Here is a 13,262-nt window from a genome sequence, read left to right as displayed (position 1 = left end):
ACGTTCTCATCAACCAATAATTAATTGGTCAGTGCTATTTATTTCAGCTTAGTGGCTAACTTATTCTTGAAATTTAGAAGCATCGACGGTCAGGTCGGTGCTTTTTCTTTTACTAATTTTAAAGGAAAGCGGAGTTATGTCACAGCCCCCTGGGTTATCTAAACTAGAAAACATAGTTAATCAGAATAATATAACTAACAGTCCCAACGATCAGGGAGAGGAACATGCTACGCCGCCACAGGTGGATGACCACCGTAATGAGTCCAGCCAGCAGATCCGGCAAGCCATGGTTTCCCGCCAAGAAATTGACGTTCCGGTAGCAGTACACCACCAGCATCCCCATGATTGCAGCCGGGAGGAAGGCCCCCAGCCCCTTGATAAACGGCGAAAGCTCTTTTTGTTCCTTCTTGTTGCTGGTGAAGATTGCAAACGGCAGCCAACGGGTAATGAAGTTGGCAACGGCCGCAATGGCAATCGTCACCACCTGTTTCAGTAAACTCATGACCGTTCACCTGCCTTCTGGTGGCGCCGGTAGAGGAAGTAGTATTCCCCGACCAAGAGCAGGAGGGTTGCAATCAGGAAGTAGGTCTTGCCAAAGAGCAGCAGGCAGACGATTGTGATCAGGACTCCGCTCAGCGAGCTGATGTGGCGTTTCTCCTGCATAAATTGTTCAAGGGCCAGGACAATGAACAGGGCCGTCATCACGAAATCGAGACCCTTAATCTGCAAGTTAAGGGTGCTGCCCAAGAAGCCGCCGAGAAAGGCCCCGAGAACCCAGTAGAAATAATCCAGTGCACTAATCCAAACCTGCACCGCGGTCTTATCATAACCAGCTGGAACCTTCAGACTGTAGTTGATAACAAAGGTCTCGTCCGTCAGGCCAAACAGCAACGGCAACTTCTGCCAACCGTGCCGGGGATACTTGGTGAGCATTGAGATCCCATAGAAGAACTGCCGGAAACCTACCACCGCAGTAATCAGCAGGACGTTAAGCGGATTAAAGTGCTGCGTCAAGAGCGTCGCGATGATAAACTCAACCGAACCCCCGTAGATCGTTGCCGCCATCAAGGTCGGATACCAAAACGAGAACCCCAAGTTATGCATATACAGCCCATACCCGAGTCCCAGAATGACGTAGCCAAAAAAGACCGGGCTCGAGGTGGTCAGGGCCAAGCGGAAATTCTCCCAATGTTTATTTTTCACTTTCCCAATCCCCCCAATTGAAATGATGTCTTCATTTTATCAGACCGCCATGGTCGTCGCTAGAGGCAACAAAAAAGCACCTCAACCATTTCAGGTGAGGTGCTGATAATCTTCAATTATTAGTTCCCAGTCAGCAGTGCGTAAACGTAAGAAATTTCGCTTGGCCGGTAAACACCGTGCAGCTCGCCAACCTTGGTGAAGCCGTTCTTGGTAATCAGGTGCTGCATAATTTTGTTATCTTCGTGGGTATCAATCCGAATCGTTTTGATTTCCTTGCGATTCTGCTTGATGTAGTCAATCACGTTAGTAAACAATGCTGATGCATAACCCTTACCAGCGTGGCTAGAGTGGATGGCGACCCGGTGAATAACCACGTACTTGTCAGTATCGATCAGCCAGTCACCCTGTAGTTCATCGTAGGAGTGGTCCGGAGCTTCGACGATTGATAATGCACCGACCGTCTCGTCATCATCAGACTGTACCAGGTAGGCCCAGCCGTTATTGATGTCTTCCTTGACGTGTTCAACATTTGGGTAGTCCCCTTGCCACTGGTCGATCCCTTGAGAAGCCAGTTGGTTGCGACCATCGCGCAGGATCTCAATAATCTGGTCTAAGTCATTCATCGTTGCTTGCTTAATTTGCATTTGGACTATCATCCCTTCATGATTAGTTTTATGGTTGCGATCATTGAAAACAACTCTGAATAATGTAACATATATTCATTCCAGCTGACAAGCGTTTAACACCGAGAATTATTTGTTCGTCCCTGGCGTAAAATGCTATGATGGAATTAATGTAATTTAAAAGAAGGTAATGAAACAATGCGTAAATTTCGTTGGCTGATCCTGTCGCTGCTGGCCCTCCTGCTAGTACTGGTTCCCACAGCATCCGGTCATGCCCAAGCGTTATCGAAAAAGTATGTTCAATCAACCACCCCGACTATCTTCTTCCATGGCTTCGGGAGCAGTGCCCACGCGGAACAGTACATGGTTGACAACATCATGAAGGCCGGTGTCAGCAAGACCGCCATCGTCGCTAACGTGGCGGCGGATGGTCAGGTTACCCTGCAGGGCCGCATCCCCAAGGGCGCCATTAACCCCTTGGTCGAGGTCAACTTCGAAAACAGCCGGAACTCTGACTACGACCTGCAGGGGCAATGGGTCAAGAACGTGGTCGTCAAGCTTCAGGACACCTACCACTTCAAGAAGATGAATATCGAGGCCCACTCGATGGGCAACATGGCAGTGATGTACTACCTACTCAACAACTGTCAGAACAAGAAGCTTCCCCAACTTCAGAAACAGGTTGCCATGGCGGGGACCTTTGACGGGGCAATGGGCTGGAACGAACCCGCTGACTTGACCGTCGATGCCAAGACCGGCAAGCCCAACAAGATGAACGACACCTACCAGAAGCTCCTGCCGTTGCGCCACACCTACCCACACCAGACCCGAGTATTAAACATTTACGGCGACCTCGGCAACGGAAACGATAGCCAGGTTACCAACAACTCCAGCAAGACTTTGAAGTACCTGCTCAATGGCCGAGCTAAGTCATACGCGGAGAAGAAGATCGCCGGCGCCAACGCTAAGCATGAGCTCCTCCACCACAATTCCCAGGTCAACAAGATCCTCATCCAGTTCTTCTGGGGCAAGTGATAATTTCAACTCAAGTAAAACACTCGATCGCTCCTTTATTGAGAAGCAACCGAGTGTTTTGGTTTACGATAATTAATTAATTGCCCAGCAGATCATCGATGCTGACAGTGTGGGCCTCGTTTTGACCATCGGCGGTAGTATCGCCATCCGCCTGTGTCCAGTAGGTAACGGTGTCGCCGTTGATCTGGAACGGGATCGTACTGTCGGCGCTGTGGTATTCGTTGCTGACGTAGTAGCGGTCCCCATCCTTTTCAACGGAGTCTACCTCTTCTGACGGGAAGACCTGGCTGTAGATTGCCCGGCCGATTTCATCGGGATCTGCAGACTGGCTTGCATCGCTAGTCGCCGGACCATTATTGTTGGTACTTAAGTCGGCGTTCTTTCTTGACTCCGCTGCTTCTGCTGAGGAGGAAGAAGACGCAATGGCGTGCAAGGCACCAAGTTCGGACCGCTTTGTCTTATTGAACATTTTAGCGAAGGTCGCTGAGGTCATGCTGATTTTGCTGTCAACCTCTTTATTCCAGCCTTTTGCAGCAGGAATTGTCAGGTGGTCGTTTTCCAGTGAACCCTTGAGGTTAAAAGAGTCACCCTCATAATCGCTGCGTAAATTTATCTGGTAGCGATTATTTCCCAAGCGTTTCCAGGTGCCATGGGAAACTTCATATCCTGGGTGGAAATGCTCATTATGGGCAATCTGTGGGACACAGTACAACAATTTGCCATTCTTCTTGAAATACCAATATCCCGGTTGAACAGCGCCATCCTCGGTCTTGCTATACTTAGCACCGCATTTATATGCACCGACGATGGGGTCCGCAGATGGTGAAGAACTAGCCTTACCGCACCCAGCTAAGAGAAGTGAAATCAATGCAAAGAGGGCTAAGAGCCACCAGGATCTGTTTTTAGTAAAAGTATTCATAATTATTAAACCTCTTTCACTTTCAAAATAAGAAACTGTTTCCTAGACAGTCTCAGATCAGTAGTACTGGATATCCTTTTCGGCAATGTAGCGATGACAATGCGGGCAGTAAACTCCGGACATAATTTCAGCAATTACAACAGTAGCATCGTCCAAGATTCCTTGGCAGTGGGGACAACGAGTTTGTTTAAACATGATAAAAGTTCCTCCCTAAGTACAGTAAATAAATTCAACAATTAAGATCTTGGAGAAATTTTTCTCCCCCTCATGAGGTACATTGTAATTATATCTTACCTTTGAAAAATATCAATACTATTTCTAAAATATCTAAAAATATTTTAGAGAAGCTAATTTAGTTATTACAGATGATGGTAGTTCCTAGAATCACAGTACTATATAGAAAAAGACGTGAGCCATCGTCATCGACAGTTCACGTCTTCTCAAATCTATCATTATATCTTATTAAATCTAAAAAATCTTAAATACAACATGACTAATTAGTTGACCATCCAATACTTATCCGCAAAAGTACAGGCAGAAAGGACGTGATAGCATGCAACTAACTCTCATCCAGCTCTATGAAAAGATACGGGCCAGTATGGGACCGTCCGGCTGGTGGCCCGCCGACAGCAAAGAGGAGATCATCATCGGGGCCATCCTGATCCAGAACACTAACTGGCAAAACGCCGACCGGGCCCTTGAACGGTTGCGGCAGGCGACCGCCCTACAACCGGACCGGATTCTTGCTCTTCCAACCGCCCAGCTGCACAAACTTGTCCGGCCAGCGGGTTTTTACCGTAATAAGAGCCGGGCCCTGGTCAGTGTCCTGGGCTGGCTAAAGCGCGGCAATTATGATTATCCGGCTATTTGCCAGTACTATGGCGCTCAGTTGCGGAACGAGCTCCGCAGGCTTCGCGGAGTAGGTCCAGAGACCGCCGATGTCCTTCTTACCTACATTTTCGACGTACCAACTTTTATCAGCGATAAATACGCCTGCAACCTCTTCACCTGCTTGGGCGTATCCAGCCTCACCGACTACCGCGGCCTCGCTCGCCGGTGTTCCCTGCCCGCGGATTTCACACCCGCAATGGCCAAGGACTTCCATGGCCTAATTGACGAGTTCGGCAAGGTCTACTTTCACTCGCTGAGTAAATTTCAGGAAAGCTTTCTCAGCGGTGACCGCCTCATTATCCCGGTTGGCTAATCGTCCAACATCCGCTGGGCAACATGGAAGTAGTGCTTGAACAAGGCCGTATACCGTCCGGAGTTCTTCTTGGTTAGCCAAGGCTTGTCACGGCCGCAGTAGTGCAGGATGACGGTGTTTCGGATCACCCAGTCGGTCGTCCATTCGCCAAACGAGATGGTCTCGTACATCTGCCCCTTCCGTGTGTCGTAGTTATAAAGCTGGTCAGGCACCGACTTGATGTCCTTGCCGTAAAGAGCATTGAGCACATCCTGGTCAGGCAGCAGAAGAACGTGTTCCCGGATGTAGTCGAAAATATCTTGGGGCCGCACGCGTTGCCGAATCGCGTCCAGGTTCATCAGCAAGACCCCCGAGTTGTAGTAACCATCGGCGTCGAAATTCTGGAGACGAATCTTGTTGATCACCTCGGTTGTATTGGTCAGGCCGGTATGAAAGGCCGAGGCGTAGAGGTAGTCTGACAGGTCAGTTTCATAGAGACTAGTCAGGTCATTGATGCAGAGCACGTCGGCATCCAGGTAGAGAATCTTGTGCAGATTAGCCGGCAGGAGCTTGTGGGCCAGGAGCCGGTAGTAGATCGTGGTTGGGTAGCGATCGGTGACCGGCGCGTCCTTAAACATCTCGTTCTTCACCATGACAGGATGGTAGGTCATTCCTAACCGTTGGCAGAATGCGGCCAACTTGGGTCCCTGTTGTAAGGGTTCCTTTTGAATCACGTAAACATCAAAATCGTCCGCGTTAGTGTTGACCTTAATTGACAGCAGTACGGTTGCCAACTGTGTAGTATAATGATCATTAATTGAGAATAGTAAATTCATTCTAACGGTCCTCCTCATATACTAAGTTATTATAGCAGAACCGAGCGGATGAATTTAGGAATGGAGCAGATCATGAGTCAAGAAGAACAAATTGTCGCAGTTAAACAGTACACCATCGATAAGCTCGGCGCAGATAAAACCGGCCACGGCATGGACCACATCAACCGGGTCGTCCGGATGGCCCGGCGGTTAGCCGTTGGTGAGGGCGTCGACCCCTTCCTCCCTGTCGTGGCCGCCTACCTCCACGACACAATTGATGAAAAGCTAGTCGACAGCATTCCCGCTGCCAAGCAAGAACTCCAAGGCTACCTGGCAGATCATGATTTCACTGCTGAAGAGATCCAAACCATCATGGACGTAATCAGCAACATCTCCTTCGCTCACACCCTCGACGGCGAAGAGATCCAGCTCTCCCCGATTGGCAAAATCGTCCGGGACGCTGACTGGCTGGATGCGATCGGCGCCCTCGGCATCACCCGGGCCATCTACTACGGGGGTGCCCACCACGAGAAAATTTATGATCCCGCGGTTAAGCCCCGCCAGAACATGAGCCGGGAGGAGTACCGCAACCTGGCTGACGAGACGATCATCAACCACTTCTGCGAGAAGATCCTCAAATTAAAGGACATGCTGCAGACAGCAACTGCTCGTCAGATCGCCGAGCACCGTCAGCAGGTCATGCTAGACTTCCTGGCCGAGTTCAAGGCCGAATGGAAAGCCGAACGCTAAGATAAATAAAACCGCCCTGTTAGCGCAAATGCTAGCAAGGCGGTTTTGTTTATTTGTCAGAATTATCAGAATCATTATTATCGGCTGGGGTAACCCACCGCTGCCACAGCCACCGGGCGGCGATTGCCAGTAGCGGCGTTAATACGGCATAGAGCGGCGCGGTCAGAATACTGGTGGAAAAGCCCAGTTGGACAAAGGCCCAGGCGGTCGCTCCCTGACCATCGAATAACCAGCCTGTTACTGCAAGGCCGCCTTCGATCAGGACGAGTTGCAACAATCCAGCAACCAGACCGAGAAAAATCGACTGCTGGTGGGTAACGCCCTGGTCGCGTGGCAGTTGCCAGCCGATCAGCCAGGCCAGCGGAGTAACCGTCAACAGGACGTCGATAATGGCTACCCAGCCAGCCGTTCCGAGCACGAACATAATAATCAGGGCGATGACGGTGGTCAAAAACGCCCAGCCAGCACCCGCGGACAGCAGGACGGCCAGACTGATAATTCCGGCCCACGGTGCCACGAAGATTCCCGTTGGCAAAACGAAGCGAACACTTCCGAAGCCAACAAGCACCATCAGCACGACCGCCATAACCGCAAAGGCCACGGATTTACTATTTACCCGCATGATTCTAGAGCGGCTTCTTATCAGTATCCTGCATCCAGGCCAGGGCCAGTGCACCTTGACCGAGGTGGGTACCGATAACGGGACCGAAGTAACTCAGCTCGAACTTAATGTCCGGGAAGTCCGCCTGCATCTTCTCCATCCACTTCTGACCAGCTTCCGGCGCATTAGCGTGGAAGACAATGCAGCGAACTGGATAGTCGAGCTTCGACAAGTCTTCCTTGAAGATCTGCTCACACCGCAGCTTGGCCTTCTTCATGGAACGAACCTTTTCAAAAGCCTCGATGGCGTGGTGCTCATTGTGGAAGCTCAAGAGCGGCTTGATCTTCAGGATGGAACCAACAAATGCGGAGGCGTTGGAAAGCCGACCGCCCCGTACGAGGTTCCGCAGGTCATCAACCACGAAGACTTCGTTGATCGTGTCCCGCAGCTGGGTCAGCTTGGCAATGATGGTATCCACGTCTTCCCCGGCTTCGACCATCTGCGCAGCCTGGATGGCCAGGTACCCCATCAGCTTAACCGTAATCCGACTATCGAACGGCACGATCTTAATCGTATCCTTCATTTCTTCCGCAATCTGACTGATGTTGTTCAGAAAGCCAGAGATGGACTTCGTCAGGTGGATACTGATGACAGCATCGTAACCCTCGTCGGCCAGCTTTTGGTAAAGCTCCATCATCTCACCGATTGAAGGCTGGGAAGTACTTGGGAAAGTACTGGACGTCTTCAATCGGTGGTAAAATTCTTCGGTTGTAATATCAACGCCTTCACGGTAACTCTTACCGTCCACAACGAATGGAATTGGGACAACGTGAATATGATTGGCGGCCGCCTCTTCTGGAGTAAGGTAGGCGGTGCTGTCGGTTACAACAGCAATTTTCATTGTATCGTCCTCCATTTTTAATTGATAATTTCAATATAATTACTTTGAAGTGGATAAAAAACCACATAATATAAGAAGCATACCACATGCAGAAGTATAAACCAACTTATTTCGGTGGACAAATGCTTAAACTTGTTCGCATACGGGGAAAAACGGTATAATATATATCGCATAATTTTGAACGTTATTTAATGAAAGGAGCGCTTTGCATGTCCTTTGACGGTTTCTTTACCCATGCAATGGTGCATGAACTAGACCAAACACTAACTACCGGTCGGGTGGCCCGCGTGAGCCAACCCTACCCGGCGGAGCTGATCATTACGATCCGCGCGCACCGGCACAATCACGCCCTCCTGCTCTCAGCCAATCCGACCTACTCGCGGATCCAGATTACGACGATCCCCTACAGCAATCCGGCGGTCCCAACCAATTTCACGATGACCCTTCGTAAGTACCTGGAAGGAGCTATTCTGCATTCAATCGAACAGGTCGGCAATGACCGGATCATCAAGCTGACCTTCGATACCCGGGACGAACTGGGTGATAGTCAACAGCTGGTTTTGGTCAGCGAAATCATGGCCCGGCACAGTAACATCTCCCTAGTCAACCATAAGACGGACAAGATCATCGACACGATCAAGCACGTCGGTTCGGATCAGAACCGGGTGCGGCTGCTCCTGCCGGGGGCAACTTTTGTCATGCCACCGAAGCAGGATAAGCTCGATCCTTACCTGCCAAATCAGCTCTACAGTGACTTAGTTCGGCAATACCAGGATCCACGTGAACTGGCCCACCAGCTGCAGCAGGGCTACGAAGGGCTAGGGACCGACACGGCACGGGACCTCGCCAACCGCCTGCTCGCCAGTGACCACCTGCCAACGGCCTATCAGCAGTTCATTCAGCACTTCAATTCTCCCGATCCGGTAATCATCAATGGCAAACGGAAGTCATTCATGGTCTTCCCACCACTGAATACTGAGGAAGATACCCTGCAGCACTACCCGACCCTCTCCGAAATGCTGGACAACTATTACGCCCAGAAAGCACAACAGGACCGTTCCAAGGAGCTGGCCGGCCAGGTCATCAAGGTGATCAAGAACGAGCTGAAGAAGGACCGGCGGAAGGTTAAGAAGTTCAACCAGCAGCTGGCCGACGCCGATGCTGCCGACCGCTACCGGATTCGGGGGGAAATCCTAACCACCTACCTGGGCAAACTGAAGCCTGGCATGAAGGAGATCACCCTGCCGAACTTCTACGATGATAACAAGCCGCTGAAGATCAAGCTGGCACCGGAATTGTCACCATCTCGCAACGCCCAGAAGTACTTCACCAAGTATGATAAGCTAAAGGCCTCCGTTGCCCACGTCAACGAGCAGATGAAATTGACTAACGACGAGATCGCCTACTTCGAGAATATTCAAAACCAGATCGACCTGGCGGAGCCGTCTGATATTCAGGAGATCCGGCTCGAATTGCAACAGCAGGGCTACATCAAGGGTAAGAAACAGAAGAGCAAGAAGCGGCGCAAGGTTCGCCTCAGCAAGCCCGAACAGTTCCACACCAGTGACGGGACCTTGGTGCTGGTCGGCAAGAATAACTTGCAGAACGACCGGCTGAGTTTCAAGACTGCCAACAAGAATGAGATCTGGCTTCATGTCAAGGACATTCCTGGTTCGCACGTCGTAATCCGCTCAACTGATCCGAGCGAGCAGACCATCTTGGAAGCGGCCCAACTGGCGGCCTACTTCTCCAAGGGCCGAGATTCGGATAACGTTCCCGTTGACTACCTGCCGGTCAAGCGGCTCCACAAGCCGAACGGTGCTAAGCCCGGTTTTGTTACGTTTACCGGTCAGAAGACTTTGTACGTTACGCCGCATAAGCTTGCAAACTAACGGGCTCTATGGTGTTGCGATACTTAAATTTGAATACTTTGGTAATTGAGGAGTGCCTATTGAGCGCTTCTTTTATTTTGCATCGGTTTGTTTGAAATTTTGTTTCTTTTTATTGAGTTTATTTTATGTTTAGTTAAAGTAAATTTCGACTTTACATTATTTTTGTTTTACGTGCTCAATATAAAAAAGCGCTCGGCTCACCGTCTATTTTCGATGTGCCAAGCACTTTGCAATCAAATATTCAATTTAACGACGCCCCACTCATGGTAGCGGTCCCCAGCCAAGAAGACGCAGCCGCAAGCTGAAGGAGCGACCCGCGCCTCTGTCTTCACCTTTATCGCGTGCCTTCCTATGCCTGCAGGTGGCCGCTAACACTCGGCACTAAGAGCTCGTATACATATGAAAGCTCCTGCGGACGGTATGCCCCGTGAAGCGTCCCCACCTTAGTGAAGCCGTTCTTCGTGATCACGTGCTGCATCACCTGGTTGTTTTCATTCGTGCTGATCCGGATGGACTTAACCTCTGGCCGGTGTTCTTCCAGATAGTCCAGCATGTGGATGAAGAGCTTCGAAGCATAGCCCTTCCCCGCATGGTCGGAATGAATAGCGACCCGGTGAACGACGACATAGTTTTCGGTCTCCATCAGCCACTTCCCGTTCAGGTCGTCGTAGAAGTGATCCGGAGCATCGACAATTGCCAGGGTTCCCACTGTCTGGCCATCATTGGACTGGGCCAGGTAGGCGTAACCATGCTTAATGTCTTCCTCAATATGTTCAACGTTCGGGTAGTCGCCCTGCCATTGGTCGACGCCCCGCTCGGCCAGCTGGTCACGTCCGTTGCGCAGGATCGTCAAAATGGTGTCTAAGTCAGCCATCGCAGCTTTCTTCATTTTCATATAGAACTCACTCCCATCCGGTGCCCGTTTTCTCGGCACCAGCAAAAATTAATTCAAATGGTATTATACAGGAAATTGTCCAAAATAGCGCCTATTTTTTCTCGAAAATTAAAAGACGGTCCGTACGGCAAGAACCGCACTGACCGTCAATCCTAAAGCTACTTATTATCAGACTTTTGCTTTCCTGCGGCCCGCGCGAGACTCTTCTCTTCCGTCTCCGCGTAGTTAACCATCTTCAAGAAATTGTCGACATCGAGGCTGGCCCGGCCGATCAGGACCCCATCGATGTCGGGCTTGGCCATGATCTCCTTAATGTTGTCCGGGTTGACACTGCCCCCATAGAGGATCCGGATCTTGTCGGCAATCTCGTAGGTGTAATTATCCGCGATCGTCCGCCTAATCATCCGACAGCCTTCCTCGGCCAGGGCGGCATTGGCGTGCTGGCCAACCCCGACGGCCCAGCTCGGCTCGTAGGAGATGACAACCCGCTTGATCTGGTCCAAGGAAACCCCGTGCAGGACACTCATCAGTTGCTGGAAGACATAGTGAATCTCATCGTTGACCTCTTTTTGCACCATCGTCTCATCCGTACAGATAATTGGCGTGATGTCCATCTGGAGGGCCGCCTTCACCTTCTTGTTAACGGCCTCGTTGTTCTCACCGAAGAGCCGCCGCCGTTCAATGTGGCCGAGCATGGCATAGGAAGCTCCCAGGTCCTTGAGCCCGCGCAGGCTGATTTCACCAGTGTATGGTCCAGAGTATTCAGCCGCAGCATTCTGGGCGATAATCTTGAGACCGGAGTCGCCAGCCGCCTGCTTCATGCTGTACAGGGAAAAGGCCTGTGGAGCAATCCCCACCTCAATCTTGTCCGGATCAGGCAGCTTATTTTTGATTGCATTGACAAAGGCAACGGATTCTGCCACGCTCTTGTGCATCTTCCAATTGGCCGCGATAAATGGTTTGCGCATCGTTGTTTCCTCCTCGCTGGTTTGACCTAAGTATGCCATACTTTGGCCCGCTGGTCATTCTATTTTTCGTTCCTTGGTTGATTATTAATAACTCTCGATCTAATTATACCACGACACCGGTTTCATTATGATGTTAGCAGCCGCCAAGATGTTCCTTTTCAAACCATTCTTCCACAAAGGACTTGGCTAGAGAATGGGGCATGATCTGATCCAGGACCTCGTCCACCGGTACCCATGAATACTGATCGATCTCATTATTAGGGTTCAACGCCTCCCCCGCCGCCACGACAGCATAGTTATGAATCAGCACGTCATGGGGTGCAAAGTAGGCGTTATCGTTATAGCGGAACTCCGCAATCTTCAGCTTGGTCTCCTCATGCATCTCGCGCTTCAGAGTCTGCTTAGCATTTTCGTCTGGATTAATGTAGCCGGAGAGCAGGATGTAGGAGGGGTTCCCGTACTGCTTTAGTAGCAGGACCTTATCCTTCTGCGGATTGAATATTATTGCAGAGATAGCGCTGGAGAACTTGATGAAACGAAACTGCTGACAGCGCGAGCAGTACGGCACCAGGCCATCAATCCCGTTCTTCTTCATTATTAACTTGGTGCCGCACTTACTACAATACTTCATTGGTTTTGCCTTCTTTGAATTGCTTATGTGTCTAATATTCCTTAATTATAAAAAAAGCCCGTCCTAACTTCAAACAAGTTAAGGACGGACCTTCTATCCCAATTAACATCAAGTTATCGTATTCGAAACGGTAACTGCATTTATTATACCATTATGTGCATTTATGTATATTAGCTATCATAAAGTACAATAATGGACAGACTATCCGGACCGTTAATTTAACAAAGTTTATGCATTACTGAGCTTTCCTTAAAAAATATTCCTTAGGTTTGCGCCTTTACTATTTAAAGTGTCAACCTTAAGGGATATTGTACCGGTGCTGTACATTTTTGCTCAATCTTTGCTTTCATTATACTTTTGCCAACCAGCAGTAACCAGTTCTTTAACGACATGGGTATCTGATGTCCGGGTCTTATTACCGAGATCTGTCAGGGCGGTCATCCCCCGTTGCGGATGGCATACCAGACCGGCATGTTCCAGCAAAGTCAATGCAAAACTGAACCGCGGCTTAATCTTCAACTCGGTTCCAGTCGAATTAGGTTCAAACTCTTCCCGCGGAATAAAGATATCGTGCTTGCTCAGGTAATCCAGAATTTGGACGCGCTCAACCGGATTCTGCACTACCTGAAGGTATTTTAGGATTGCAAGTTCAAGATAATCCTCTTTTTCATTCTGCGTTAATTTTTCATATTCAAACACTTGAAATCACTTCTTCCTATCACGCCGCTTCCAACTAATATCAGTATAGTCCTAATTGATTTGTTTGGATAAATCGAGTAGGAGGTAATTGATTATTTCAATTACCGACCTCTCACACCACCGTACGTACGGATCCGTATACGGCGG

The 13,262-nt window shown here is 49.8% G+C and carries 16 protein-coding genes; 4 read left to right on the top strand and 12 right to left on the bottom strand.

All coding sequences use genetic code 11. The annotated features are described in order from the left end of the window. Positions 1 to 163: 163 nt before the first annotated feature. From QOS10_RS08000 to QOS10_RS07990, 3 genes are all read right to left on the bottom strand, one after another. Positions 164 to 502: a branched-chain amino acid transporter permease gene (locus QOS10_RS08000; protein ID WP_283594933.1), complete on the bottom strand. Its 339-nt coding sequence runs from the start codon at positions 500 to 502 to the stop codon at positions 164 to 166. Further along, positions 499 to 1,203 carry an AzlC family ABC transporter permease gene (locus QOS10_RS07995; RefSeq protein WP_283594931.1) on the bottom strand — a complete coding sequence of 235 codons (705 nt, stop codon included), beginning with the start codon at positions 1,201 to 1,203 and terminating at the stop codon, positions 499 to 501. Before QOS10_RS07995 ends, QOS10_RS08000 begins: the two co-directional genes overlap by 4 nt. Positions 1,204 to 1,322: 119 nt before the next feature. Then, entirely contained in the window at positions 1,323 to 1,847 is a 525-nt protein-coding gene (locus QOS10_RS07990; protein WP_283594929.1) for a GNAT family N-acetyltransferase, read from the bottom strand. A gap of 177 nt (positions 1,848 to 2,024) precedes the next feature. On the opposite strand from QOS10_RS07990, the gene QOS10_RS07985 reads away from it, so the two are divergent. Continuing rightward, a complete protein-coding gene (locus QOS10_RS07985; protein WP_283594927.1) occupies positions 2,025 to 2,861 on the top strand; it encodes an alpha/beta hydrolase in 837 nt (278 codons plus the stop codon). 76 nt (positions 2,862 to 2,937) lie between these two features. Here QOS10_RS07985 and QOS10_RS07980 read toward each other — a convergent pair whose 3' ends face one another. Both QOS10_RS07980 and QOS10_RS07975 read right to left on the bottom strand, forming a co-directional pair. Then, positions 2,938 to 3,780, bottom strand: a complete 843-nt coding sequence (locus QOS10_RS07980; RefSeq protein WP_283594926.1) for a hypothetical protein — start codon at positions 3,778 to 3,780, stop codon at positions 2,938 to 2,940. Positions 3,781 to 3,837: 57 nt separating this feature from the next. Then, on the bottom strand, positions 3,838 to 3,975 hold the full coding sequence (locus QOS10_RS07975; protein ID WP_283594925.1) for a hypothetical protein: 138 nt from the start codon (positions 3,973 to 3,975) through the stop codon (positions 3,838 to 3,840). A 358-nt stretch (positions 3,976 to 4,333) separates the two neighbouring features. On the opposite strand from QOS10_RS07975, the gene QOS10_RS07970 reads away from it, so the two are divergent. Then, a complete protein-coding gene (locus QOS10_RS07970) occupies positions 4,334 to 4,984 on the top strand; it encodes an endonuclease III domain-containing protein (protein ID WP_283594924.1) in 651 nt (216 codons plus the stop codon). On the opposite strand, the gene QOS10_RS07965 is transcribed toward QOS10_RS07970, so the two are convergent. After that, positions 4,981 to 5,799, bottom strand: coding sequence for a glycosyltransferase family 8 protein (locus QOS10_RS07965; RefSeq protein WP_283594923.1), 819 nt, complete (start codon positions 5,797 to 5,799; stop codon positions 4,981 to 4,983). The two genes, QOS10_RS07970 and QOS10_RS07965, sit on opposite strands and share 4 nt — an antisense overlap. A gap of 72 nt (positions 5,800 to 5,871) precedes the next feature. Between QOS10_RS07965 and QOS10_RS07960 the strand changes: the two genes are divergently transcribed. After that, on the top strand, positions 5,872 to 6,528 hold the full coding sequence (locus QOS10_RS07960) for an HD domain-containing protein (protein ID WP_283594922.1): 657 nt from the start codon (positions 5,872 to 5,874) through the stop codon (positions 6,526 to 6,528). 49 nt (positions 6,529 to 6,577) lie between these two features. Here the strand turns inward: QOS10_RS07960 and QOS10_RS07955 are convergent, their stop codons facing one another. Both QOS10_RS07955 and QOS10_RS07950 read right to left on the bottom strand, forming a co-directional pair. After that, positions 6,578 to 7,150, bottom strand: a complete 573-nt coding sequence (locus QOS10_RS07955; protein WP_283594921.1) for a hypothetical protein — start codon at positions 7,148 to 7,150, stop codon at positions 6,578 to 6,580. A gap of 4 nt (positions 7,151 to 7,154) precedes the next feature. Next, a complete protein-coding gene (locus tag QOS10_RS07950; RefSeq protein WP_283594920.1) occupies positions 7,155 to 8,030 on the bottom strand; it encodes a DegV family protein in 876 nt (291 codons plus the stop codon). 209 nt (positions 8,031 to 8,239) lie between these two features. On the opposite strand from QOS10_RS07950, the gene QOS10_RS07945 reads away from it, so the two are divergent. Then, positions 8,240 to 9,922 (top strand): NFACT RNA binding domain-containing protein, encoded by a 1,683-nt coding sequence (locus QOS10_RS07945; protein ID WP_283594919.1) that lies wholly within the window; start codon positions 8,240 to 8,242, stop codon positions 9,920 to 9,922. 349 nt (positions 9,923 to 10,271) lie between these two features. On the opposite strand, the gene QOS10_RS07940 is transcribed toward QOS10_RS07945, so the two are convergent. From QOS10_RS07940 to QOS10_RS07925, 4 genes are all read right to left on the bottom strand, one after another. Beyond that, the gene (locus QOS10_RS07940; RefSeq protein WP_283594918.1) at positions 10,272 to 10,817 is read right to left on the bottom strand and encodes a GNAT family N-acetyltransferase; all 546 of its coding nucleotides are present in this window, start codon (positions 10,815 to 10,817) and stop codon (positions 10,272 to 10,274) included. Positions 10,818 to 10,975: 158 nt separating this feature from the next. Further along, positions 10,976 to 11,785, bottom strand: coding sequence for a triose-phosphate isomerase (gene tpiA / locus QOS10_RS07935; RefSeq protein WP_283594917.1), 810 nt, complete (start codon positions 11,783 to 11,785; stop codon positions 10,976 to 10,978). A 133-nt stretch (positions 11,786 to 11,918) separates the two neighbouring features. After that, entirely contained in the window at positions 11,919 to 12,416 is a 498-nt protein-coding gene (locus QOS10_RS07930; RefSeq protein ID WP_283594916.1) for an NUDIX domain-containing protein, read from the bottom strand. Positions 12,417 to 12,749: 333 nt separating this feature from the next. Continuing rightward, positions 12,750 to 13,115 (bottom strand): winged helix-turn-helix domain-containing protein, encoded by a 366-nt coding sequence (locus QOS10_RS07925; protein WP_283594915.1) that lies wholly within the window; start codon positions 13,113 to 13,115, stop codon positions 12,750 to 12,752. Between the last annotated feature and the right edge of the window lie 147 nt (positions 13,116 to 13,262).

Origin of the sequence: Limosilactobacillus galli, from assembly GCF_947381495.1 — a bacterium.
Taxonomy (GTDB): Bacteria; Bacillota; Bacilli; order Lactobacillales; family Lactobacillaceae; genus Limosilactobacillus; species Limosilactobacillus galli.
This window is presented reverse-complemented; position numbering and strand designations above follow the sequence as displayed.